The organism is Pyxidicoccus sp. M15 (genome assembly GCF_056858435.1).
In genome coordinates this window covers 11,356,076-11,380,008 of the sequence record NZ_CM166495.1, presented here as the reverse complement: position 1 = coordinate 11,380,008, position 23,933 = coordinate 11,356,076, and the positions used below count along the sequence as shown (strand labels likewise).

17 protein-coding genes and 3 pseudogenes are annotated in these 23,933 nt (G+C 68.6%); 9 read left to right on the top strand and 11 right to left on the bottom strand.

From position 1 onward, the window contains the following. Positions 1-124 precede the first annotated feature (124 nt). Positions 125-2,941, top strand: a complete 2,817-nt coding sequence (locus ACX9TP_RS42100; RefSeq protein WP_482976327.1) for a protein kinase domain-containing protein — start codon at positions 125-127, stop codon at positions 2,939-2,941. A 65-nt stretch (positions 2,942-3,006) separates the two neighbouring features. Here the strand turns inward: ACX9TP_RS42100 and ACX9TP_RS42095 are convergent, their stop codons facing one another. Together ACX9TP_RS42095 and ACX9TP_RS42090 are read right to left on the bottom strand one after the other, a co-directional pair. Next, positions 3,007-3,771: a zinc-dependent metalloprotease gene (locus ACX9TP_RS42095; RefSeq protein WP_482976326.1), complete on the bottom strand. Its 765-nt coding sequence runs from the start codon at positions 3,769-3,771 to the stop codon at positions 3,007-3,009. 186 nt (positions 3,772-3,957) lie between these two features. Then, positions 3,958-5,295 carry a hypothetical protein gene (locus ACX9TP_RS42090; RefSeq protein ID WP_482976325.1) on the bottom strand — a complete coding sequence of 446 codons (1,338 nt, stop codon included), beginning with the start codon at positions 5,293-5,295 and terminating at the stop codon, positions 3,958-3,960. A gap of 183 nt (positions 5,296-5,478) precedes the next feature. Between ACX9TP_RS42090 and ACX9TP_RS42085 the strand changes: the two are divergent. The 3 genes and pseudogenes from ACX9TP_RS42085 to ACX9TP_RS42075 form a co-directional block, all read left to right on the top strand. Further along, positions 5,479-6,141: pseudogene (locus ACX9TP_RS42085) on the top strand (IS30 family transposase); the annotation flags it as partial. A gap of 161 nt (positions 6,142-6,302) precedes the next feature. Beyond that, positions 6,303-9,590 (top strand): AAA family ATPase, encoded by a 3,288-nt coding sequence (locus ACX9TP_RS42080; protein WP_482976324.1) that lies wholly within the window; start codon positions 6,303-6,305, stop codon positions 9,588-9,590. A 7-nt stretch (positions 9,591-9,597) separates the two neighbouring features. Continuing rightward, positions 9,598-11,373, top strand: a complete 1,776-nt coding sequence (locus tag ACX9TP_RS42075) for a nuclease domain-containing protein (RefSeq protein ID WP_482976323.1) — start codon at positions 9,598-9,600, stop codon at positions 11,371-11,373. Positions 11,374-11,756: 383 nt separating this feature from the next. Here ACX9TP_RS42075 and ACX9TP_RS42070 read toward each other — a convergent pair whose 3' ends face one another. Both ACX9TP_RS42070 and ACX9TP_RS42065 read right to left on the bottom strand, forming a co-directional pair. Next, on the bottom strand, positions 11,757-12,716 hold the full coding sequence (locus tag ACX9TP_RS42070; protein ID WP_482976322.1) for an alpha/beta fold hydrolase: 960 nt from the start codon (positions 12,714-12,716) through the stop codon (positions 11,757-11,759). Between the two features lie 4 nt (positions 12,717-12,720). Next, entirely contained in the window at positions 12,721-13,503 is a 783-nt protein-coding gene (locus tag ACX9TP_RS42065) for a hypothetical protein (RefSeq protein WP_482976321.1), read from the bottom strand. A gap of 223 nt (positions 13,504-13,726) precedes the next feature. Between ACX9TP_RS42065 and ACX9TP_RS42060 the strand changes: the two genes are divergently transcribed. The 3 genes from ACX9TP_RS42060 (at position 13,727) to ACX9TP_RS42050 (ending at position 14,929) form a co-directional block, all read left to right on the top strand. Further along, the gene (locus ACX9TP_RS42060) at positions 13,727-14,038 is read left to right on the top strand and encodes a hypothetical protein (RefSeq protein ID WP_482976320.1); all 312 of its coding nucleotides are present in this window, start codon (positions 13,727-13,729) and stop codon (positions 14,036-14,038) included. Positions 14,039-14,067: 29 nt separating this feature from the next. After that, positions 14,068-14,484 carry a DUF1036 domain-containing protein gene (locus ACX9TP_RS42055; RefSeq protein WP_482976319.1) on the top strand — a complete coding sequence of 139 codons (417 nt, stop codon included), beginning with the start codon at positions 14,068-14,070 and terminating at the stop codon, positions 14,482-14,484. A gap of 133 nt (positions 14,485-14,617) precedes the next feature. Next, positions 14,618-14,929, top strand: a complete 312-nt coding sequence (locus ACX9TP_RS42050) for a hypothetical protein (protein WP_482976318.1) — start codon at positions 14,618-14,620, stop codon at positions 14,927-14,929. Between the two features lie 115 nt (positions 14,930-15,044). Here the strand turns inward: ACX9TP_RS42050 and ACX9TP_RS42045 are convergent. The 7 genes and pseudogenes from ACX9TP_RS42045 to ACX9TP_RS42015 form a co-directional block, all read right to left on the bottom strand. Continuing rightward, positions 15,045-15,166: pseudogene (locus ACX9TP_RS42045) on the bottom strand (tyrosine-type recombinase/integrase); the annotation flags it as partial. Between the two features lie 49 nt (positions 15,167-15,215). Continuing rightward, positions 15,216-15,449, bottom strand: coding sequence for a hypothetical protein (locus tag ACX9TP_RS42040; protein WP_482976317.1), 234 nt, complete (start codon positions 15,447-15,449; stop codon positions 15,216-15,218). A gap of 199 nt (positions 15,450-15,648) precedes the next feature. Further along, positions 15,649-18,267, bottom strand: a complete 2,619-nt coding sequence (rph, locus tag ACX9TP_RS42035; RefSeq protein ID WP_482976316.1) for a rifamycin-inactivating phosphotransferase — start codon at positions 18,265-18,267, stop codon at positions 15,649-15,651. 182 nt (positions 18,268-18,449) lie between these two features. After that, complete coding sequence (locus ACX9TP_RS42030) at positions 18,450-20,546, bottom strand: thaumatin family protein (protein ID WP_482976315.1); 2,097 nt, start codon at positions 20,544-20,546, stop codon at positions 18,450-18,452. 321 nt (positions 20,547-20,867) lie between these two features. Further along, positions 20,868-21,161, bottom strand: a complete 294-nt coding sequence (locus tag ACX9TP_RS42025) for a hypothetical protein (RefSeq protein WP_482976314.1) — start codon at positions 21,159-21,161, stop codon at positions 20,868-20,870. A 93-nt stretch (positions 21,162-21,254) separates the two neighbouring features. Beyond that, a complete protein-coding gene (locus ACX9TP_RS42020; protein WP_482976313.1) occupies positions 21,255-22,142 on the bottom strand; it encodes a DUF6973 domain-containing protein in 888 nt (295 codons plus the stop codon). Positions 22,143-22,525: 383 nt separating this feature from the next. Continuing rightward, positions 22,526-23,452 (bottom strand): hypothetical protein, encoded by a 927-nt coding sequence (locus tag ACX9TP_RS42015; RefSeq protein WP_482976312.1) that lies wholly within the window; start codon positions 23,450-23,452, stop codon positions 22,526-22,528. A gap of 236 nt (positions 23,453-23,688) precedes the next feature. Between ACX9TP_RS42015 and ACX9TP_RS42010 the strand changes: the two genes are divergently transcribed. Both ACX9TP_RS42010 and ACX9TP_RS42005 read left to right on the top strand, forming a co-directional pair. After that, positions 23,689-23,844: a hypothetical protein gene (locus ACX9TP_RS42010; RefSeq protein WP_482976311.1), complete on the top strand. Its 156-nt coding sequence runs from the start codon at positions 23,689-23,691 to the stop codon at positions 23,842-23,844. A 3-nt stretch (positions 23,845-23,847) separates the two neighbouring features. Further along, positions 23,848-23,925 (top strand): annotated as a pseudogene (locus ACX9TP_RS42005) (hypothetical protein); the annotation flags it as partial. Positions 23,926-23,933 lie beyond the last annotated feature (8 nt).

Below are 23,933 nucleotides of genomic sequence, written 5' to 3'. Positions count from 1 at the left end.
GAAATCCGGACTGCGGGTGGGGTGCCGGGCCCGGGGCGTGGGAAATCACACGTTTGCGGGCGGACCTGACACATGTAGGGGGTGGAAGCAGGCACACCCTGACTTCACCGCTAGACTGGTCCCCATGGTCGACCGAGATGACACGGGCGCCGAGCCTGGAACCGGACCGGAGCTGCCGACGCAGGTGACGTCGGACGACGGTGCATCCCCGCCGCCGCGCAGCGTGGCGCCGATATCGCGGCCGGATACAGGGCGCGACGGGCCGCTACCGCCCGCGCGGGCACGCTCGCTGGGCGCGCGCGTGGGGCGCTTCATTCCGCTGAAGGTGCTGGGGCAGGGCGGCATGGGCGTGGTGTACGCGGCCTATGACCCGGACCTGGACCGGAAGGTGGCGCTCAAGCTGCTGCGGGTGACGAGCGCGGGCACGGACCTGGAGGCGGGGCGCACGCGCCTTTTGCGCGAGGCGCAGGCCATGGCGCGCGTCTCCCATCCCAACGTCATCCCCGTCTTCGACGTGGGCGAGTGGGACGAGCAGGTCTTCGTCACCATGGAACTGGTGGAGGGCGGCACGCTGCGCGACTGGCAGCAGGCGAAGCCGCGCTCCTGGCGCGAGACGCTGCAGACGTACCTGTCCGCGGGCCGGGGGCTGGAGGCCGCGCACGCGGTGGGGCTGGTGCACCGCGACTTCAAGCCCACCAACGTGCTGGTGGGGCGCGACGGCCGCGTCTTCGTCACCGACTTCGGGCTGGCGCGGCCGGTGGGCAACCCCGGGCGCGAGGACGGGCCGCCGGAGCTGCCGTCGCCCGTCTCCGAGGGCTCGGGGCGGCTGTTCGAGCCGCTCACCCAGGCAGGCGTGGTGCTGGGCACGCCGCCCTTCATGTCGCCCGAGCAGTTCCGGGGCGACGCGGTGGACGCGCGCAGCGACCAGTTCAGCTTCTGCGCGGCGCTGTACCGCGCGCTCTATGGCGCTCGCCCGTTCGACCCCGACCAGCTCTCGCGGGCCGCGAAGTCCAAGCGCCTCATGCCGGGCGCGCCGGGGGAGACGGCGGCCCTCGGGCGCCCCGTGGTGCTGCCTCCGGACCTCATCCAGGAGCCGCCGCGTGACACGAAGGTGCCCGCGTGGGTGCGGCGCGCGGTGATGCGCGGGCTGGCGCTGGAGGCGGACGGCCGCTTCGCCTCCATGGGCGAGCTGCTGGAGGCGCTGTCACAGGAGCAGCACCTGGCGCGGCGGCGCAGGCTGGGCGGCGGCGCGGTGGCGGCGGCGGCGCTGGTGACCGCGGTGGGCGGGGTGGCGTGGTGGCAGTCGCGCGTGTGCGCGGGCGCGGAAGGGCTGCTCGCGGACGCCTGGGGCCCTGAGGCCCGGCAGCGCGTGACGGCGGCCTTCCAGGCCACGGGCAGCCCCATGGCGGCGGACATGGCGACGCGCGTGGGCGGCGTGCTGGACGCGTACGCGAGCGCCTGGGCGCGGCAGCACACCGAGGCCTGCGAGGCCACGCGCGTGCACGCGGTGCAGACGGAGGCGCTGCTGTCCCAGCGTGTGGTGTGCCTGGAGCGGCGGCACAAGGACTTGCGCGCGCTGGTGGGCGCGCTGGCGAGCGTGGAGAAGCCCGGCGTGGAGAAGGCGCTGGACGCGGCGTACGCGCTGCCGTCGCCCCAGGACTGCGCGGACGTGGAGGCGCTCAGCGAGCAGCAGCCGCGCCCGGCGGACCCGACGAAGCGCGCGGAGCTGGAGGCGCTGGAGGGCCGGCTGTCGGAGGTGAAGGCGCTGCTGGACACGAGCCGTCAGCCGCAGGCGCTGGAGAAGGCGCGCGTGCTGGAGCCGCTGGTGGTGGCCACGGGGTACCTGCCGCTGATGGCGGAGCTGCGCTTCCACCTCGGGTGGCTCCAGTCGCTGCAGGGACAGAAGGAGCAGGGCGCGAGCCTCCTGGAGCAGGCCGTCTTCGACGCGGAGGCGGGGCGGGCGGACCGGCTGGAGGTCTCCGTGCTCAACAAGCTGCTCTTCGTGGAGGGCGAGCGGGAGCGCTTCGACCACGCCACCCGGTGGGCGCGGCTGGGGAAGGCGACGCTCCAGCGGCTCGGGGGCGACGCGGTGCTGGAGAGCGATTTGCTCGTGAATGGGGCCAACCTCTCGCTGATGCAGGACAAGCCCGAGGAGGCGCGCGCGCAGCTGCGGGAGGCCTCCGCGCTGCTGGCGAAGACGCTGGAGCCGGGCCACCCCAAGCGGGCGCGAGTCACCTTCACGCTGGGCCGCACGCTGCTGGAGTCGGGCGCGTACGCGGAGGCCGCGAAGGTGCTGGAAGAAGCGCTGCGCCAGACGGAGGCGGCGGTGGGCCCCAGGCACCTGGACGTGGCGCGGCGACACCAGGCGCTGTCCATGGCGCTGCGCGAGCAGGGCGACTTCACGAAGGCGCTGGAGCACGCGAAGGCGTCGGTGGCCATCCACCGCGAGCTGCTCGGCAATGCGCACCTGAAGGTGGCGGAGGCGCTCGACGAGGAGGGGATGAGCCTGCTCGGGCTGAAGCGCTACGAGGAGGCGCTGAAGGACTACCAGGAGGCGCTGGCGGTGAAGCGCCAGCACCTGGAGCCCGGGGACGAGGAGCTGCACTACTCCTACGACGGCGTCGGGCAGGCGCTGCTGGGGCTGGGCCGCACGAGCGAGGCGGTGGAGCCGCTGCGCCAGGCGGTGACCTTCGCCAGCGCCCAGGAGGACTCGCTGGGGGAGGCCGGCTTCGCGCTGGCGCAGGCGCTCTACAAGGAAGGCCAGCCCGGCGAGGCGCGGACCGAGGCGACGCGGGCCGGGGACCACTTCAAGGCCTCTGGCCGGGAGCTTCGCGCGGAGGCGGTGCGGACGTGGCTGGAGTCACTGCCGCCGGAAGCGAAGGCGAAGCCCTCGAAGGCGGCGAAGAAGCCCGCGCGCGCGGAGCGCAAGCGGCGCAAGTAAGGGTGCCGCGAGGAACAACACCCCACGGAGTCCTGGATGGACCCCGTGGGGTGTCGGGTCAACGCTCAGTAGAGGTAGTTCAGCGCGGTGCGGTCGGAGCTGCTCCACTCGCCGCTCTCGTTCGAGCGGAAGCAGGAGTTCATGACCGAGCCGCCCGAGGTGGCCGTGGTCGGCGTGCCGGGGATGTGGTTGGCGCCGATGTTGGAGGCGCCTTCGTTGGCGGCGGCGCCGCCGCAGCTGATGCTCCGGTCGTAGTAGTCCGAGTGGCGGAAGCCGATGGTGTGGCCGAGCTCGTGGGTGATGACGTGCTCGTTCACGTCCACGCTGTAGCTCTGCAGCCCGGTGCCGATGTTGATGGTTCCGTAGGGCTTGCCGCCCTTGGGGAATCCAGCAGAGCCGCCGACACCCGACGTGGTCCTCGCGGAGATGGTCGCGGTGCAGCCCGTGCCGCCACGCTGGAAGGTGAGGCGCAGGCCCATGCTGTTGTAGTTCTCGATGGCCAGGTCGAGCCCCTCGCTGAGCCGGCTGTAGCTGTTGAACTGGGCGGTGGGATTGATGCAGATCTTCGTCACGCCGGTGCCGACGAGATTGTCCGTGCTGTACTGCTCCTCGCTGCCCGCGGTCTGGAGCATCTCGCGCGAGGACTCGAGGGTGACGTGCGCGTCACGCCCCACGTACACGGCGCCGTCGACGACCTGGATATCGTTCTCCGGGAAGCCGGCCTCGACCAGGTTGGAGACAATCTCCTCGTTCTCGCTCAGCGGCTCGGTCCCGCAGCCCATCAACATCGCGCCACAGCTCGCCACGAGGATTGCCGTTCTCTTGAACATGTTCGTTGTCCCTCTGGGTCTGGATGGGTCCTCCCCTCGCGCCCTCACGGGAGCGGCGAGGAGGACTGTGGATGTTTTAAAACACCCTGCCTGTAAAATCCAATGAATTGAGAAATCACAATTTCTAAGACTTAACAGGAGAGAGCCGGAAATCCCGGCTCAAGTGTCTAGACCCGCGGGGACGGCCTACGAGCACTTCCTGTTGATGCAGGCGCCGCTGCAGCAGTCCTCCGCGCCGAAGCAGCTGCCTCCCTTGGGTGCACAGCAGTTCTTGGTGCCCTCGTAGGAGCCCGGCACGAAAGCGCACACCGTCTTCCCGGAGGCCGAAGCGGCGCACTCCGCGGAGTCGTTGCAGCCGCAGGTGCCGCCACTCCAGCCGCCGCTGGCAGTCAATGGCAGGCACTGGTCGCCGGCCCCGAAGCGCGCGGAGCACGAGGTGCAGGCGCCATTGTTGTCCGCCCAGAAGCCGCAGGCCGAGGGCTCGGAGCCCGGGGCGCACTGGCCGCCGCTGCAGCAGCCGCCATGGCAGAGCTGGCTCGAGGAGCAGCTCGTCGTGCACTTCTTCGTGGTCGCGCCGCAGGCGAACCCCACCGGGCAGCTCGACTCGCTGAAGCACCCGCACTGGTACCTCCCCGACACGCTCACGCAGGAGGGGCCATCCTGTGAGTCCGCGCAGCTGGCGCACATCCCGGACGAGCCGCACGCGGTCGTCGATGAGCCGCCCTGGCAGGTGGTGCCGTTGCAGCAGCCGCCGTTGCAGAGCTGGGTGGCCGAGCACGACTTCGTGCACTGGCCCGTGGAGCCGTCACACGCCATGCCCGTGGGGCAGTCCGCCTCCGTCGCGCAGCCACACCCCTTCGCCGTGCACGCCTTGCCCAGGGTGGACTTCGAGCAGTCCATGCACTGGCCCGACGCGCCACACGCCGCGGGTGTGGTGCCCGAGGCACAGAAGCCGTCCGCCTTGCAGCAGCCGGAGGCGCAGCCCGTCTGCGAGCAGCTGGGCACGCAGACGGAGGCCGCCGTGTCACACACCGAGCCGGAGCCACAGTCGGCGTTCGAGCGGCACCCGCACCGGCCCGTCACACACGCACGTCCGTCACTGGCGGAAGCGCAGCTGGAGCACACCGCGCCGGCGGTGCCGCAGCTCGCGCTTGTCGGCGTCACACAGGTATCTCCCTGGCAGCAGCCCGAGGGACAGCTCTGCGGCGTACAGCGAGCTCCCGCATCCGGGGTGCCCGCATCTCCCGAGACGCCTCCATCGGTGCCTGCATCCGAGGTGCTGCCCCCATCCTGCCCGGCATCGGAAGTGCCGGAGCCCGAGTCGGCGGGCCCGGGGCCGGCGCCGCCATCACCTGTCGGTTCGCCGGGAGGGTCGTCGGGCTCGGACGAGCTATCGCCGCAACCCGAGAGGGTGAGCGTGGCCACCAGGCACGCCAGCATGACGGAGAGGAGCGGGCGCATCGGCCAGGCTCCGGGGAAACGTTTCTCGAACCGCATCTGCTTGAAGCTCCTCGAGGACGACACGCGTCCTCCAATGGGGGGTGTTTCCGGGACAGCGCGGCCGGGAATGCAAGCGGGCAGCCATTCCCCCTGGCCCTGTGCTGCCGTGGCCCGGAGGACGCGGCGCCTCGCGTGTGCATGTGGTCACACAGCCGCATGCAGGGCCCTGCACAGTCACGCCCTTCCCGATGGCTTTCAGGAACGACCCAGCAGATTGCCGCCGCGCTCAAGCGCGACTTTGCGCACCAGCCCCAGATGCACGTCTCCCACGAAACCATTTACCGCAGCCTCTACGTGCAGACGCGAGGCAGCCTGCGCAAGGAACTCGCCGCGAGCCTGCGCACGGGCCGCCTCCAGCGCCGGCCCTGCGGCCGCGCCAGCGTCCTGTCCGGCCAGCTGCCGGGCCGGGTGATGCTCAGTGAGCGCCCGCCTGAAGCCGAAAGCCGCGCCGTGCCAGGCCACTGGGAGGGCGATTTGCTGATGGGCAAGCAGGGCAAGCGCGCCATCGGCACGCTGGTGGCGCGCCGCAGCCGCTATGTCATGCTGTTGCATCTGCCCGAGGGGCGTACCGCCCCCCCACGTGTGCGAGGCTCTCACCCAGCACATTGGCCAGCTGCCGCAGGCCCTGCGCCGCAGCCTCACCGACGTCCAAGTCTACTTCTGTGACCCCCACAGCCCGTGGCAACGCGGCAGCAACGAGAACACCAACGGACTGCTGCGCCAGTACTTCCCCAAGGGCCTGGACTTGAGCGGCCTGTCGCGCGCCCAACTCGACGCCGTCGCACATCAACTCAACACCCCCCCCGCCAGGCGCTCGACTGGCGTACCTCCGCCGAGGTATTCGCTCAAAGTGTTGTGATGACCGGCTGAAATCGCCCCATGAATCACTCGCGGACAGCGCACGGCGTGAGTGACCCGGCTGGGTAGTCAGACACCCAGTCCGGCCCTGTCTGGCCAAGCGCTATTCCAGGCTCACACGCACGTCCCGGGACGCGTATGCTTCGAGCCACGCTTCTCGGAGGGGGACCCTATTGAAGTGCCTGGAATTGATTGCAGGCCAGCCACACCTTCCCACGCGGCTGGCCGTCCGCAGGGTCGGGCGCGAACTGGAGTACTCGCTCGTCACCCAAGACGTCCCCAAGGATGCGGCCGTCATCCGGAACTTCAAGCCGCGGCTGTTGAAGCCCGACGACAAATTCTGGGTCTCCCTACCCCTTGCCCAGGGCGGCTTCGTGGAGGAGCCCATCACCGGGCGCGCCTGCTGCGAGGCGTTCTTCCGGGAGATTGCGCGGCTGCTCAAGGCCCAGGGCCGCAAGGTGACGCGCGAGACGGCCTTGCGAATCTCGGAGCCGCCCTTCTCCAACGCCACGGAGCGCAAGGCATTCCAGGAGACCCTTCGCAAGGCGGTGAAGGAAGCCGGGCTGGGGGCCATCACCTTCTTCCGCGAGCCCGACGCCGTCTTCGAGTACTTCCGCCTGCTCCATCGGGAAGTTCCCGCCCAGGGCAAGGCCCTCAACTTCCTCGTCCTCGACTTCGGCGGCGGTACCTGCAACGTCAGCGTCGTCTCCACCACACGGCAGGGCAGCCTGTGGCAGCGCTACATCGCCGCGCCCGTGGCGGCGGAGGCCCCGAAGGCTGGCGGTCTCTACATCGACCAGGAGCTGCTGACCCAGGCGCTCATTGCCGCCAACATCAGGCACCACACCGCAGGCAGCCATACCGAGGAGCGCAAGGCCTACGACGCGTGGCTCGAGCGCCACATGGCCGAGGCGGAGCACCTCAAGCAACAGGTCAGCAAGACGGGCATTGCCCACCAGCTCCCGGTGCGCCTGGACGGCAGGCTTGCGGAGCTGTCCGGCGGTGAGCGCACGTTCGACATCCAGCTCGACCCCGAGCGGCTGCGCGCCATCGTCGAGAAGCACTGGCAGGGGCGCGATATCCGCAAGGCCGTCGACAACGTGCTGATGAAGCTGCACAACAAGCTCACCCGGACGGCCCAGCGCAAGGAAGTCCCCGCGGATCCCCGCGCCCTGGTGACCCAGGTGCTCATCGCGGGCGGCTCGTCTCAGCTGCCCGACTTCATCGACCACGTGAAGAACCACTTCGCGCCCTACAAACCGAAGTTCACGCAGGTCGGCTCGGACTACGGCTACTCGGTGGCCGTGGGTATGGGGCTGAACGCCCTGGTCATGGACAACGCGCTCGTCGATGAGCGCCCTGCGCTTCCCGTGCAGCCCACGGAAGTGAAGACCCCCGAGGACGCCCCGCCCGTAAAGGCCACGGACTCGACGTTCATGGCGACGTTCCCGGACGACCTGTGCCTGTTCTGGCAGCCCTCGAAAGGCCTCGAGCCGCAGCTGCTCTTCCCAGAGGACACCAGTCCCTTCGACCTGCTGGAGATGCCGCAGCTCAAGATGATCAACGTGCCCAGCCGCTCAGGCCCCAACTATCAGCACAACAAGTCCAAGACGCACAGCCTCGGCTACCAGGTCGCCTATCGCAGTGACGAGGAAGCCCACGTGGGCCTCAGCTCGAGGAGGCTCAACGTCAGTCAGCACCAACTGCAGGTGCCCAACGACCTCAAGCACAATGTGAAGCTCAAGACCGCCATCAAGGGAGTGCCAGGCCGCGCCCTGGACCTGTCCCTGGAGGTCATCGATCCCAAGCGCAGCCAGGTCCTGGACACGCAGACGATTCCACTGCTCGCCGACAAGCCGCCGACGAAGACGCCACCGGCGCCCGCCACGACGTCCACTCCGCCCACGGCCGCCAAGGCACAGACCGCCCCGGTGTCAGAGCCCAAGGGTAGCCTGCTGTCACTGAAGCGCGATGCGCTCTGCATCGACTTCGGGACGACCAGCACCACCGTCATCGACCTGGACAGCGACTCGGAGATTTCAATCGGGCAGTTCACCGGCTCCGCCCATCCCCTCACCCTGGCAGAGGTCCGTGCAACACCCCTGCCCACATCCCGGGACCTCCCGCCCACCTCGAAGTCCTCCATGGCCGCCGCGCCTACCTCGCCGCCACCTGTGGCTGAAGTGCCCCGCGCGAAGCCCGAGGCCGCCCCTCTTCCCCTGGAAGCGCTCATCCCCCAGGATGAACCCCGCGCGACACCTACCACCCAGCAACTGGCCGCCACCGTGCAGAACCTCATGAGCCCCAAAGCCGAGGCGCGCCCGGAGACGACACGGCTGGCGGAGGCCATGCCGCGCAAGCGCCCTCCGCTCAACGGCAAGCCCTTCCAGGGCACCGAGAAGGACTTCATCCAGCACCTCGACACCACGTGCCGCGCCGCCGGCTTCGAGTTCGGCCGCGAGCTACTGGAAACGCTCTACCTGTCGCTCAAGGTCCGTCCCTTCGTCGTGCTGGCGGGCCCGTCTGGCGTGGGCAAGTCCGCGCTCGCCCAGCTCATGGCCGAGGCGTGCGGCGGCGCGCTCGACTCCAGGGACCTGCTGCGCGTCGCGGTGGAGGCGCACTGGACGGACAGTCGCTTCATCCTCGGCCGGCGGGATACGCAGGGCTTCCGGCCCACCGACTTCTACCGCCTGCTGCGCGACGCAGCCCCGGACCGGCTGCACCATGTCCTGCTGGACGAGATGAACCTGGCACACGTCGAGTACTACTTCGCCCAGCTGCTCTCCGCGATGGAGAGCGACGGCGTGCTGACGGTCCCGGACGACGACGACGGCAGCCCGCCCCTGCGCATCCCCAACCTGGGCGCCCAGCTCCCGCTGCTGCGGCTCTACGGCACCATCAACGTCGACGAGAGCACCCAGGTGCTCAGCGACAAGGTCATCGACCGCGTCAACGTCATCGAGGTGGAAGCCCAGGCGCCGAAGGCGGTCATCCCCGCCGAAATCAAGCGGCTGCGGAAGGTGCCGGAGCACCACCTCACGGTCGAGCAGCTCCAGGACTGGCACAAACTGCCCGAGAAGGATCTGCCCGTCCCCGAGCCCCTCCGGGAAATCTGGGCGCTGATGGCCCGGCGCGAGCCCGCGGACCAGGCCGCCACGGGCCAGGGCGATGGCTCCCGGTACCGGCAGCCCATCCCCATCGGCCAGCGCGTCATCCGGGACATCGCCCTGTTCATCCACTACGCCGAGCGCCTGGACAGCACACTCACGGGCCGGGACGCGCTGGACTTGCAGGTCAAGCAGCGCATCCTCCCGAAGATTCGTGGCGACCTGCGCCTGGAGGAGATGCTCAAGGAACTCGCCGACGTGCTGGAGAAGCACAAGCTCACGCGGTCCGCGAATCGACTGGAGTACATGCGCCAGCAGCTCGGGTTCGACCAGTTCGTCACGTTCTGGGCGTGAGCCAGCCATGAGCGAACTGCTCCTGATGGTGCGCAGGGACAGCGATCCGGAGACGCAGTGGACACCGCTGTCCCCCAACACCTTCACAATCCAGGTCCCAGAGAACGAGAGCCTCACCCTCGAGTTTCGGGGCCCCAATGCGCAGCTGCTGGGGAAGAAGCACCTGGAATACCTCGGAGACCTCCAGCAGCTGGAGGGCGGCTGGCCCAGGTTCAGCTGGCGTCCCTTCGAGGATGGACGGACGGTGGCCTATGCGCTGCAGCGCCTGCGCGTCCACCCACCTCAAGCCCGCTCGCCTGTGGACTTCTTCGTCCGCGTCATCCCGAGCCTGCTGAACTTCGAGCAGTGGCAGTCCCTGTTCGAGGACGTCCGGAGCGTGGCGGATGCGCTCGTGACCAAGTGGCTGAGCAACCAGCACTCGCGCCTGGGCGGAGTGGCCCTGCGCGCGTCCAAGTTCTCCCCAGCCACCGCGATGGCGGAGATGCAAGAGGAGTGGAAGGAGTTCGCCGCGAGCCTCGGCCGCATCACCCGAGCTCCGCGCACTGAGTTCCGTCCGCCCCGGCCCGGGGTACCGCGCGCGAGCGAAGACACCCTGCCGGAGCCCGTCCGCGACGCCAACACCTACGAGAATGCCCTGGTGGCGCTGACCGTAGAGCGGCTCGGCGGGACGCTCCGGCACATCGAGCGCCGGGCGAAGGCCACCATGGCGGATGCCGTGCGGACGCGCGAAGTCTACAAGGATGTCTTCTCCTACAGCGGCAAGGGCGCGCAGAAGGTCAAGCTGCCCCACCCGGCCATGCAGGAGGCACAGCACATCTACGACAACAGCCAGGGCATGGCGGCCACCGCTCGTGAGCGAGCCCAGTTGCTCCAGCGCGCCCGGCGCAAGCTTCCCGGCAGCCCGAGCGTGGCGGCGGCCCGGGGGCGAATTCCCCACGTCACCCCACGCATCCGCCACCATCCCGACTACAACCGTGTCATCCAGTGGTACCGCGCTTTCGGGCACCAGCAACTCGCCTTCTCCACCCAGCAGTTCCTGAGCGCTCTGGGGCCCCAGCGCGCGTCGACGCTCTATGAGTACTGGTGCCTCCTCGCGATGTTCTCCGCTCTTGAGAGGCTGGGCTTCACGCCCCAGTTCGACGAGCTCGCGGAACTTGTCCGGGAGGACGTCGTCGACCTCAAGCTGTGGAGCGACAGGCCGGTCACCTTCACGCGGGACCATCCCTCGGAGACACTGTCCATCTGGTACGAGCGCCAGGCGCGCTTCTTGCCGGAGCGGACCCAGGCGGGCAGTCCGAAGACCTGGGAGAAAGACGTCAGGGCCTGTGCGACCCAGACGCCCGAGGGGCTCTACTCGCGCCCGGGGCCGAGGGAGCCGGACTTCTGGTTCGAGCTCCGCCAGGGAGACCGGATCGCCATCGCGGTGGGTGACGCCATCTTCTCGGAAGGGGTGGATACAGGTGCCCACTCCATCTCCGAGTTCATGACGAAGAAGATGGTGAAGGTGTCCGAGTACGTGAAGGACCTCGCGCTCATCGACGCCAAAGGCCGGCCCTGGTTCCCCATGAAGCAGGGGCTGGTCGTCTTCTGCGGGCTGCCCACCAGCCTCGACCTGCTCAACGCGAGCAACTCCGCTGGCCACACCCTGCTGCCGCTCAGACCCAGGGCCGCCGCTCCAGAGGATGCTTCCAAGCCCGCTATTCCCCTGGACTCGCAGAGCATCGACATCTTCGCGAGCTTCCTGCAGGAGCTTCGCGATGCGCTTGGCCCTGAAGAGGCCTGAGCGTCAGGGGCGTCGTGGTGTCTCCGGCCACAAGGCTCCGAGGGCAACTCCAAGGCCTCGAAGGAGTCTGCACGAACGCGCGCACGACCTGAGTACGTGCCGCGCTCCACCCACTCCGCACCTCTCCGCTGGAGCACCTCCAGCGTCCGAGCTACCGAGCCCACTGGCCACAGGTGCCCCACACCTTCCCGCGCGTAGAAGTCCTTCTTCCGGCCACGGTCCAGTGACGAGGTGGAGGGTGAGCGTCACCCGCTTCGGTGCCCAGGTTGACTACGCTGCCTGCCTCTGTACCTCGGCTGCGGCCAAATGCTGCGTTTCTGGGGGCACAAGCCCCGCGACCCCTTGAGATTGCCAGTCATCCCGATAGTCCAGCCGCGCGAACCCTAGCCCGGTGCCAGCGCCCTCAAGAACGCCAGCAGCGCGGTGTTCACCTCCGCCGCGCGCTCCTGCTGAATCCAGTGGCCCGCACCCGGAATGACGTGCACCTCCTTGAGCTGCGGCACCAGCGGCTTCATCAAATCCACCGGAGCGATGGCGCGCCCCGGGTCCTTCTCTCCGATGATGAACAGCGCGGGCTGCTCGATTCTCGCCGTCGCGAGCTCGGGCAATTCCTCCCAGTCGCGGTCCATGTTGCGGTAGCGGTTGAGCCCACCCCGGAAGCCGCTGCCGGCGAACTCCTTCGCGAGGTATGCGAGGTCTTCTTCCGTGAGCCAGCCGGGCGGCGTGTCAGGCACGTCGAGGCCCGTGAGGAAGCCGTCGCCCTGTTTCCTGTTCCGCACGGCCTCGGCCGTCGTATCGAAGCCGGCGACACCAGCGAGCGTCGTGCGCAGCGTCCTCGGGATGTCCGCTTCCAGCTCCGCCTCGGCGACGCCGGGCTCCTGGAAGTAGAGGATGTAGAACCACTTCTCCCCGAGCATGGCCTTGAACAGCTGCGTCGGCGGCATGGGCGTGCGGCCGAGGTGTGGAACGCTCATCCCGACGACGGCGCGATAGCGGTCGGGGTGGAGCGCGGCGCTGGTCCACGCCATCGCCGCGCCCCAGTCGTGGCCGACGATGACGGCGGTCTTCTCTCCCAGGGCATCGAGCAGCCCCGTGAAGTCGGCGACCAGCTGCTTCATGCTGTACGCCTCGACGGCCCACGGCTTGTCGCTCTGGCCATAGCCCCGGACGTCGGGCGCCACGGCGTGGTAGCCGGCGGCGGCCAGCGCGGTGAGCTGGTGGCGCCACGAGTACCAGGACTCCGGCCAGCCGTGCAGGAGCAGCACCAGCGGACCTTCACCGGCCTCGGCGATGTGGAGGTGGATGCCGTTCGTCCTGACGGTGCGGTGGGTAATGGCAGACATGGAGTCACGGCCCTCCGAAGCTGGAGGTGGCCGACCCGGCGTTGCCTCCCGCGAGGGGTTTGTAGGGGAAGTAGAGGTTGCGCACGAAGCGGGTGAAGAGGTGCTCCTCGTTCCAGCGCTGGCGTGCCATGCCGTACACGCCGGGAGCGCGCAGGTCATGGGCCGAGACACCCGTGATGAACTCCCGCTCGCTGTAGATGGCGAAGACCTCGTCGATGGCGGCGCGGTTGCGGTAGGTGCGCAGCATCGTGCGGTAGACGAGCTCGCTCTCCTCCTGCGTGAAGGCCAGCCCCTGGATGGCGTGCGCCATCTCGTGGAAGACGAGGTACTGCTCCGTCTCCAGCTTGTCCTGCCGGAGCGCGATGCGCGCCCGGGGCCAGTCCGGGTGGTCCCAGAACAGCCCCGCGGCCTGCGGCGACACCGCCCTGGGATAGCCATACTTCACCAGGGACTGGCCGGGCGGGATGAGCTCCAGCGTGAGCGGGCGCGCGGCCTCCAGCCGGGCGATGAGCTGCAGGTTGCCGGAGAGCTGCCGCACGATTTCGTCCTGCACCCGCTGCACCTGCGCGGCGGGGGCGCCGTACGTCTTGAGCTCCAGCTTCGCCTTCACATACGCGCGGGCATGGACAGGCCCCTCCGCGGGAGGACGGCCGCCGCGCACCTCGAAGACATCGCCTCCGGCCAGGAGGGTGAAGGCGCTCAGCGGCTGCTTGCGGCCCACGTCCGCCGCGAGCGGAGTGACGTCCGGTGTCGAGCCGTCCAGGAGTTCGTAACGCTCGGGGTGCATGGCGCTCCTGCGCCGCAGGGTAGCACCAGCAACACCGTGACGGTGCCCTGAGCTGCGCCAGGGCGTCCCGTGGAGGACGCGGGCCGCCTGTCGGATTTTCGCCGCTGGAATTGTCGAAAGCCCGACAGGAATTACCGTCCCGGGTCAGAATCGCCCCAGTCTCCTGGTGAATCCCAGACTTTGAAGCTAATCCCAGACGTGCGGTTTCCAAGGAGGTATTGCCATGAAAATGAATGTGACCTGCATGTGCTTCGGTCTGCTGGCCGTTGCCATGGGATGTGGAAACACTCCGCAGGACGATTCACCGGCGCAGCCGCCCTCCCATGTCCAGGCTTCACCCGCCCAGGACAGGCCCTCCGCGCAGGAATTGGCTGCCACGGCCACGTCGGCGCCCGTGACGGCGGTGCCGGTGCGGTACGTGGTCGACCCCTCGACGACGACGCAGCTCTCCGTCTCCGCGGGCGCGGAGCGGGTGAGTCCCTCCGCGTCTTCCGAAACCCAGGCTCCCGGCGCCATGCGGCGCCTCCTCGAGTAGTGCACCCCGTCCGAGATTGAGGAGACCCCATGACGACGAGAAAGCTTGCGATGGCAGTCGCGGTGGCCGCCGGGCTCGGTATTGCCGGGCCGGCCCACGCCTGGGTGCAGTTCTGCAATGGGACCAGCGTCACCATCTGGACCGCCTATTCCTGGTACAACCCCGGCTGCGTTGCCGAGGATGGCAGCAGCTGGAGCAAGGCGGGCTGGTGGGAACTGACGCCAGGGCAGTGCAAGATTGTCTATGGCCCCGCCATCACCAACAGCATCTCCTATTACTACGCCGAGGGCGGAGGACTGACCTGGGCGGGCCCCTACTTCACGTGCACCCCGTGGAGCGGCTTCAGCTGGTGTGACAACACCTGCAATACCAACTCCCGCAACCTGGGCTGGCGGGAGCTCAATACCGGCGGCGCGTCGAACTACACGCTGACCTTCACGCCCTGACCTTCCGTCAAGCCGTCGGTGGGCGGCACCTCGCCCACCGACGGACGCTCCGGCTCACGGCGTCCGGAGCAGGAAGAAGTCGTATTCAACCCATGCGTCCGAGGGCAGTATGTGGATGAAACCCGGAGCCTCCATGCCAGCCCTCGCGGTCCAGATTCGACGCTTCGTTGATGACTCCCAGCCGGGCTGGGTTGAATGCGTCCTCGTCGATGCCCACGGGCATGAGCACGTGCTCGTGGAGAAGGCTCCCGTGGTGAGCGCCGCCTGGCTGGATACGAACAGCCGCTACCCCCAGCCAGGTTTCATCGCATGCACCCAGGTCGGGAAGCGCACCGGTGACGATGGCCGCGAGCTCCTGACGGTCGACACGCAGGCCCCCTGGGGCGTCGAGTCCACACAGGGGAGGAGCCAGTTCGAGGTGCTTCCGCGACAACTGGCCCCATAGGTTGCAGAGGTGGCTGGTTCGATTCCCGCCGCCACCAAATTCAGAAGCCCAGCAATCTCACTGGATTGCTGGGCTTTTCTTGGCCCGTGCGTCCTCATGTGCCCCCAACGTGACCCTCCGGCGCGAGGTGGGCGTACCGCAGGGGCATCTCGATGGGCGCGTGGCCCATCAGCTCCTGGACGACCTTGAGCGGGACGCCCTCATGGCGAGGTGGCTGCCTTGGGGATGGCGCAGGTCAGCGCGCTCCTGGAGGGAGGCGCCTTCTTGCGTCCCCCCCGACATGGAGCTAGCAGGAATAACAAGTCGTCTCGTGATAGGGACTGGTGGTGCCCGTCAGGATGCGGTTGCCGAAGCAGGTGAGGGTGTCCTCCCCCACCACGTCCCAGTAGTCGGGGCCCGAGTAGTACACCGTGGTGCAGGTCTCGGGAGGCATCGCTTCGGCCTCCGGCGCATACGCGAAGCTCGCGATGCCGGCGAGGGCGGAAACCGACAGCACACAGCTCAGGATCAGCTTTCTCATGAACTCCTCCCAGGGCTTCGTTTGTGCTCATTCCCGGGAGCGCGTGTGTCGCTCCTGGTCCTCGAGGGGGCTTCGCCCTCTCGGAACGTGATGAGCCGGCGTGCAGGGAAATGATGCAGAGAAAGTACTCAGCGGCTTCTGGCCCCTCTGGAATGCAGGGCCTCCGTGGGCGTGAGGCGCTGCGCATGCGCGCGCTCGTTCATGCCAGGATTTCCACGTACCCGTCGGTTCCATGCACGCGGATGCGCTGCCCGTCCTTTATCAACCGGGTCGCGTTCACCACGCCGATGACCGCGGGCAGGCCGTACTCCCGGGCAATCACCGCGCCATGGGTCATCAGCCCACCGACCTCGGTCACCAGGCCCTTGATGGACACGAACAAGGGCGTCCAGCTCGGGTCCGTGAAGGCGGTGACCAGGATGTCCCCCGCTTCCAGCGCGGCTTCGGCCATGTCCGAGAGGACGCGGGCCCGTCCCTCGACGACGCCCGCGGAGACGGGGAGACCGACAAGGGCGTTGGCGGGGAGATGGGCTCGCTTGTACGCACCTGCGACGATTTCCCCATCGGACGTGAGGACCCGCGGCGGCGCCAGCTTCTGGTGGCGCTCGTGCTCGGCCTTCCGCTTGCTGACGAGCGGGGCATCCAGCGTGTGCGTGCGCACGACCTCGCGCAGCTCCTGGAACGTGAGGAAGTAGATGTCCTCTGGCTCGTGGAGCACGTTGGCTCGCACGAGCCGCCCGGCTTCCTCCAGCAGGGCCTGCTTGTAGACGAAGTAGCGATTGACGATGCCGTACTTCGGATACTCACGGTAGCCGCAGAAGGTCCGGAGCCGGCGGATCATCCGTTGTGTTTCCCCGGCCTTCTGCTCCCCATCCGGCAACTGCTTCAGGCGTTCCAGCAGCTCCTGTTCCTTCTTCGAGGCCTCCTGTCGCCCTTGCTCGAACTTCCGGCTGCCGGCTCCTGGCTCGAAGTTCTTGATGTTGCTGAGGAGCAACGGAACCAGGGTCGTGGGTGCTTCGCGCCAACGCGTCCGCGTCACGTCGATTTCCCCGGCGCAGCGCATGCCGTACTTGTCGAGATACGCGCGGAGGGCGTCATGGGCTTCCCGTCCCCCATCCAACGGGAGCAGGCCCTCCAGGAAGCCCTCATCCTTCGCATGTTGGAGGTAGGCGACCACCTCCGGATGCGGACGGAGCACGTCCGCGACGTCCAGGAGCGCCAGCCCCATTTCCGAGGTGACGTTGTCCGGTACGGACTGCGAGAGCGTGTCCGCGGCGTTCTTCTCGCCCAACCACGCCATCATCTGCGCGTTGAGCCAGGTGGCGGCGTTCATGCCGGCCATGAGTGCGCCGAAGCTCCGTGGCTCGGTCAGGCTCTGCTTCAGGAGCTGGAGGTCTTCCTGGATGAAATCCAGGAGCTCCGTTCCGGATTTCGTCCGGATGTCCCGCTTCAGCGCTTCGACGGACGCCTGGCTGCGCGCAATCAGGTCCGCGACGATTGCCGGATCGTCCTCGATTGGCGCCTGGACGCCCGCGGGCGACATCCCAGACTTGCCTTGACCGGCACCCGGAGCCTTCGAATCATCGGGCGACGATTCGATGAAATCCCCCCGCTCGAGGAGGGTCGTCAGGGCGTCCTTCATCAGTGGATCGGAGCGGCCCATGACCTCCAGGAGCACGTTCCGGCTGACAGGCGAAGCCAGCTCCTTCGTGACGTCGACGAACAACCTGCCACCCGCTGCATGCATGGGTCTCGCCGCGGTCAACTGGAACAAGGACAGCCCCAGGGGCTTCATGGGGTCGGTCATCATCTGCCCATGGCCGACGGAGACATAGACACGGTTGCCTTGGGCACCCCCTTCAGGGATGGGGTACAGGGTGGTGATGGGCCGGCTCTGGACGATGTGGAACGCGTCCTCGACGAGGCACCATTCGATGTCCTGGGGCTGACCGAAATGCCCTTCAATCTGCCGGCCCAGGCGCGCGAGCCGCAAGAGCTGCGCATCCGTCAGCACCTGCCGGTCCATCCGCTCGGGCTCGAGCGCCCGTTCCTGCGTACCGCCGTCCTCCAGGGCCCACGTCGCCAGCTGCTTGGTGGCGATGGCCTTCTCGATGACCTGCCCGTCCCGCACCTTGTAGCCATCGGCGTTCACCCGGCCGGAGACCAGGGCCTCGCCCAGGCCGAAGCTCGCCTCGATTGATGCCACCTTCCGGTTCGCGGTGACGGCATCTGCCGTGAACAGGATGCCCGCCGCCTGCGGGAAGAGCATCTTCTGCACCACCACCGCCATGTGGACCTTGCGGTGGTCGAAGCCGTGTTGGAGGCGGTAGGCCACCGCCCGCTCGGTGAAGAGCGAGGCCCAGCACCGGCGGATGTGCTTCAGGATGGCCGACGTGCCGATGACGTTCAGGTACGTATCCTGCTGGCCCGCGAAGGAAGCCGCCGGCAGGTCCTCCGCCGTCGCGCTGGACCGCACGGCGTAGGCCTCTTTCTCCCCGAGCCTGGCGAGGAAGTGGGTGACCGCTTCCTGGACGTCTTCAGGAATGGCGAGCCCTTCGATGACCCCGCGGATTGCCGCGGCCAGCTCCCGGAGCGCCTCGCCGTCTTCCGCCTTCAGCAGCGCCAACCGCTCGAGCAGGTCGCCAATCGCAGGCGCCGCGCCCATGACCCGCTTGAAGGCTTCGGTCGAAACGCAGAAGCCATCCGGAACGCGGACTCCTTCGAGCTTGGAAAGCTCCCCCAGGCTCGCGCCTTTTCCTCCGACCCTTCCGATATCGGTCCGGTCGACCTCCTGGATGCCAATTACATACGCACGCATCGGGTCATCTCGCTCATCCGTTCATGGTCGCGAGGATGGGCGCCATGAAGGGAGCGAGGATAACACGCGGAGCGCGTCGGTCTGGCCGGCTTCGAGCGTGAACCAAGACCCGCGGCTTCAATCTCAGCAGCCTCTACACCCCATCGAACTCCGGGGACGGGACGCCGAACTGGACGGACGTCCTAGTTCACGTCCCCGAACACGATGCCGTAGCCCACGGCGTTGGGCGCCCCGCCATCCACCACGCCGGTCCCCGGCGTCATGCAGGTGAAGGTGCTGGTGACGTCGTCGTAGGCATACGTATAGGCCGTGGGGCAGGCCTGCTTGAGGAAGGCGAGCCAGGGCTGGACGCTCTGGGCCCACACCGTGTTGTTGTTGACGCACTGCCCGGCGTCCGCCTGGGCCGGGTTGTTGCCGGCCTCCAGCGTGGTGGGCCAGAAGCTCCCCGCCGTGTTGCCCGGGAAGGTCGCGCAGCCACAGCAGGCCGGGGTGTTTCCGGCGGTCGCGTTGTAGCAGGAGCTGGAGAACTGCCCGGCGCACCCGAAGAGGTGGGTCAGCGTGTCCTGCACCGTGCCCACCGTCATCTGCTGCGAGCAGTTGAGGGGGCCATAGCTGTAGCCGGGCAGCGCCGAGCACAAATCCTCGTAGGTCCACCAGCCGATGGACTGGCCACACGCCTGGACGAGCGGAGTCATGTCGCCGATGCCCGGCAGGAACGTGGTGCCGCACGTCGGCGTCCCCGCGTCAGCGGAGCAGTCGCTGTCCGCCTGGCAGGTGCTGCAATAGCCGGCGGCGGGGTTGTTGGGGTTGCTGCACACCGCGTTGCCCGCGCAGTAGGGCTGCGTGGTGTTGCACTTCGTCAGCGTCGGCTGGCACAGGTTGTTGACGCAGCTCGCACCTGAAGCGCAGTCGCTGCTGCTCGTGCAGACCGGCAGCGCGACGGCGCGCAGCAGCACGCTGTAGTCGGCGGGGAGCCCGGTGCTCGTGTCCGGGGTGAACTTCCAGGAGCAGGCCTCCAGCATGCCCGCGTCCGCATTGCCCTGGGCGCTCGTGCTGCCGGCGGTTCCACAGGAGTAGGGCGAGGGCGGAGAGGCAGGCGCGAAGCCGCCGTCGCCGCGCGGCCCCATCTGGATGCTGACGTTCGCCCCGTTGATGATGGTGACGTCATAGAAGTCGAGGGCGTTGGGCTGAAGGGTGAACTCGGCGGAGGAGAACGGGTTGGTGCCGCCCTTGCCGAGCGGGCAGGGCTGGCCGGGGGCATTGCCGCAGTCCGCGCTCTGGCACTTCGTGCCGTCGGCCTGGCAGCCCAGGCGCCCGAAGATGCCGCCGCTCCACCCCACGACGGACCGGCACAGGCACGTGCCACCGTCCGGGCAGGCCGTCGGCGGGTTGGAGATGGCACCCCCGCTGGCCTGGAGACACCGGTTGCTCTGGCACTGCGAGTCCTGGGTGCACGCGGTGTCTTCGGGCTGGAGGCTGGAGAAGGCGGCGGGAAGCGAAGAAGGCATGCACAGCGTGGCCGTCTCGCCGGTCGTCAGCTCCAGCGCGTCCAGGGGGACGCCGCCGTCGGTGGCCGGGTACTGGCACAGCCCCAGGGCCACGTCGCAGCTCTGCCCGGACGGGCAGGCGGGGCTCTGCGTGCTGCACCCCTGGTTCTCGCCGGGGATGACCTGCTGGAAGTAGCAGGTGCCTCCGTTGGCGAGGCTGCACTCCTGCACCGTGCTGGAGCAGGTCGTCCCGGAGGGACACGCGCTCTGACCTCCGTTGGCGCACATGCACAGGCCCGTCGCCGTGTCACAGTTTCCGGAGCTGCACCCCGTACAGGGGGCCACCTGCTTCGCCCCCGTGCACAGCGGCGTGGGGAGGTCGACGGTGACAGTCTGCGCGGTGCCGTTGCACTGCGTGCCGGGAGCCACCATGCACTGCCCCGTGCGGGTATCGCACATGTTGCCCGAGTTGCAGTCCGCGCTGCTGGTACAGCCCGGATTGCTGCACTGCTGGTTGGGGCCACAGTCGCTGTCGTCCGTGCAGTTGAAGGGAGGCGGCGCCGCCCCCGCCGTCTGGCCAATCCATACCGTCTGGTTCGCCTGGTTCGTCAGGGTGAAGGTGCGGAACCCCTGCGGGCAGGTCACCGGGGTGGACAGCGGGGCGGACGTGGCCAGGAGCTCGGGGCGGGTGCTGGTGCCCAGGCCCTTGCAGCCATGTGCCACCGCGAGCATCACCAATGCCGCGGACAGGCCCAGCGACAGGATGGGGGCAATCAACCGACGTGACGTCATGGGCGAGTCTCCCGGCGAGGCAGCGGCAACAGCGCGAGTGCGAGCAGCATCCGTCCGCCGAACATCCATCGCAGCCGTCAGGTCGTGGCGGGGCGCCACCCCCTACGGAGACCCTGGAGGCGGCTCGAGGAAGTCCGACGATTCGAGAGACGGGGAAGCCCCCCACCTTGTGATTGGCACGCACGGTGGGCTTGCCCACGGCATGGGGGAGGTGGGCCCCGGCGCGCGGGCCACCACGGGCCGCGGGGGCGTTGAGGCTCGAGAGGGCCAGGAGCCCGCGCATCCGGCCTTCGACGCGTTCGCACGCGCGCTGACGCGCCTTCAGCTCCGGGTGACGCGGAACTGCGTCACCCGGCCCTGGGCGTCGTAGTCGATGACGAAGTACTCGTAGGAGACGCCGACGGGCGACACGCCCAGCTCGTACACCTCGCTGCTCCCTCGCCGCTGCTCCGGCTCGCCGAGCAGCGTGTGCACGTCGGCGCGGCTCATGCCCTCGCGCAGGTGTTTCTGCTTGAGCTCGACCACCATGCCGACGCGCGGATTCTTGTCCGCGCCACTGCCCCGCTGCGCCTTCCACTGCTCCGAGTCGAAGCCACCCTTCTGCGATGTGGACACCAGGTAGACTCCCAGACCTGCGAGTAGGAACAGCACGGCGCCAAGCCACGCCCGGCGCCGCATGTTCCCCATCCTCCGAGCGCCTGTCACCTGTCAGTACTGGTCGGGGTACGCGTCGCCGGCAGGCACCGGCTGGCCGCCGGTGCCGGGGGCGAGGTTCGACAGGCCGTGCTGGTTGACCGCGACGCGGTCGCTCCACTGGAGCTGGCCCCCCTGGTCGAACAGCACCATCCTGCCGTCCGTCACGGCCTGCTGGACCAGCGTGGCCAGCTCCTCGGGGGACGCGTTGGGGTTCTCCAGGGCAATCTGCCGGCCGACCTGGTTGTTGTAGAGGTCCATCGCCTCGCGGTCCGCCGGGTTGCCGGGCATGCCCTCGTGGGCGGTGGCGAACTGCTGCGTCCACTCGGCGCCGAACTCACGCGTCATCAGCGCGTTCCAGTAGGCGTGGCGGAAGGCGTCGCGGTGGCCGTCCTGGCCCCGCCACTCGCCCACGCGGTCTTCTGGCACATGCCCCGGCGGAGTGCCCGTGGTCGGATAGAGGCGCGAGGACGTCTCGAGGGCCTGGTCCTTGATGTTGTTGAAGGTGTTCAGGCCCACCAGCCCGCGCGAGGCCGCGAGCCCGTCCAGCATCCGCCCCTCGGTGGCGGTGACCTCGTACTCGGGCGTGAAGGGGATGGGGATGAGGCCGCCCGCCTTCGGGCTCCACTTCACCACCGAGTCGTCCGCCGTCTGGAAGTCGCGCTGAATCTGGGCGAGGTCCGGACGCGTCGGGCCGCCGGGCTCCGGCGTCGCCGTCTCGGCCGTCCGGGAGGCTTCGAACGTGTCCCTGCCATCCCACCCCGGAACCTGGGCGCGCGGCGCGGGAGCGGATGCAGTCGGGGACGCCGTCTCGGTCGTCGCGCGCGTCTGCTCGGCACCCCCCACCCCGAGACGCCGGGTGATGCCACTGATGAGGTCTCGGCCGATGGACGTAATGGACATGGTGCGCTCCCCCTGGAGAAAGGACTTTTCCAATTATCGGGAGGTGTGGGAACAGGTTGCGTCAGGCGCGAATGTAGTCCCGCCCGCGCCAGGATGCGGTCATGCCCAAGCGCTTCACCTGTCGTGAAATCGACGCGGCCCTCCGCACGCCGTACCACGAACTCGCCGTGCTGGCCGCCGACGCGAAGTAAGCGCGCCCAGCTGGAGCGCTGGCTGCGCGGCGGATAGCCCCCCGCCATGTGGGAGCAGTGCCGCGCTACAGCTCCGGCGCTGGCCTCGGGCCGCGTCCCCTCGCGGCTCGTGCCGTGCAGCGACGGGCTCACCCTGTACGTGTGGGCCGTGCAGCGTGCCGGGTGACTGCTGCCTTGGAGCCGTGGGGCGCCTCAAGCGCCGCGGGTGCTCTTGGGCCGGCTGCGCTTCTTCGTCGCGCGGGGCGTGGGCTTGGACACAGGCCCGCGCGTGAAGAGCTCCTGGATGGACTGTGCCGTAGCCGCCCTGCGCAGCCAGCGCTTGAGCTGGGCGGGCTGGGTGCACTCCTGGATTCGCTGGCGCGTCACGGCATCCACCTTCAGGCCCCGGGCGCCAAGCACCTCCAGCAGGGCCACCTTCTCGCCCTCCTCCCGTCCCTGGGCCACGTACTTGCGGGCGAACTCGCTCTGGTACTCGTAGTTGCCAATTCGCATCAGTTCCTCCAGGGCATGTCGCGCTGCCTCACCCAGCGAGGACATCACCAGGTCAACGTAGAGGCGCACACGCTCGCCTTCAAGCCCCTCCACCGCTGCAATCACCGCCAGGGCGATGGTCTGCCCCACTTCTCGGCGTCCGTGTGCCATGGCCGACAGCACCGCCAATTCCGGCTCCCTGCGGGCCTCCTTCGCGTCCGTCAGTACGGGGATGGCGTCCGGCCCCGCCACCAGGGGCTGCAGCACGAAGCCGGGATGTCCCATTTCGATGGGCTGGGCGCACCAGCGTGCCACTGCCGCGTCTGGCGCCACCACGAGCAAGGCGGTGGGACAGCCCACTCTTGAGCGAAGGCTGGCCAGGTACAGGGGCCACGTCTTTCGCTTGTCCTCGTCCCGCGACAGCTGCACCTCCACGACAATGGCGAAGACGGGCTGGCCCTCCAACAGCAGCACCACCAGGTCTGCCCGGTACTCGGTAGGCACCACCTCCGTCAGCTCGGCGGACTCCACCCTCGCTTCGGACCATGCAGGCAGGGAGACACCGAGCGCGTCGCGCAACAGCTCCGGCGCCAGCGCGGGATGGTTGCGGAACAGCAGCAGGAGCCCTTCGTGCCGCATGGATGACATGACGTCACCCTACCCAGCAGGTCTGACGCTTGCCTCGCCTGAGGGGGGCGCCCACGCTCAACCGCACCACGGCACGAAGAAGCCCGGCCCACTCAAAGGCGTGCCGGGCGGATGACTCCGTGCCTGCTCCAGCACCAGGGCCTCCGGCTGGGAGAAGGTTCTCTTCATGGGCGCCGTCGGTCCGCCGTCCAGCACGCAATGGCCCCTGCCGGGCCTGCTCCAATCTTCTGGTGGAGATGGGCCTGCGGAAGTTCTGGGATGCCTTCCCGCGACTGATGATTTCTCAGTGGAGCTACGGCCAGTTCAACGACACCGCCGGCTTCGTCCGCGTCCACGGCGTCTACGCGCCCGGGATGCCGCTTGCCAACCATTACGGGTACGCGGTCCAGTAGTACATCCGCTACGACAACGGCAAGTGGTGGGTCTGGTTCAACGATGCCTGGATCGGCTACTTCCCCAGCTCGCTCTGGAGCGGCCAGTT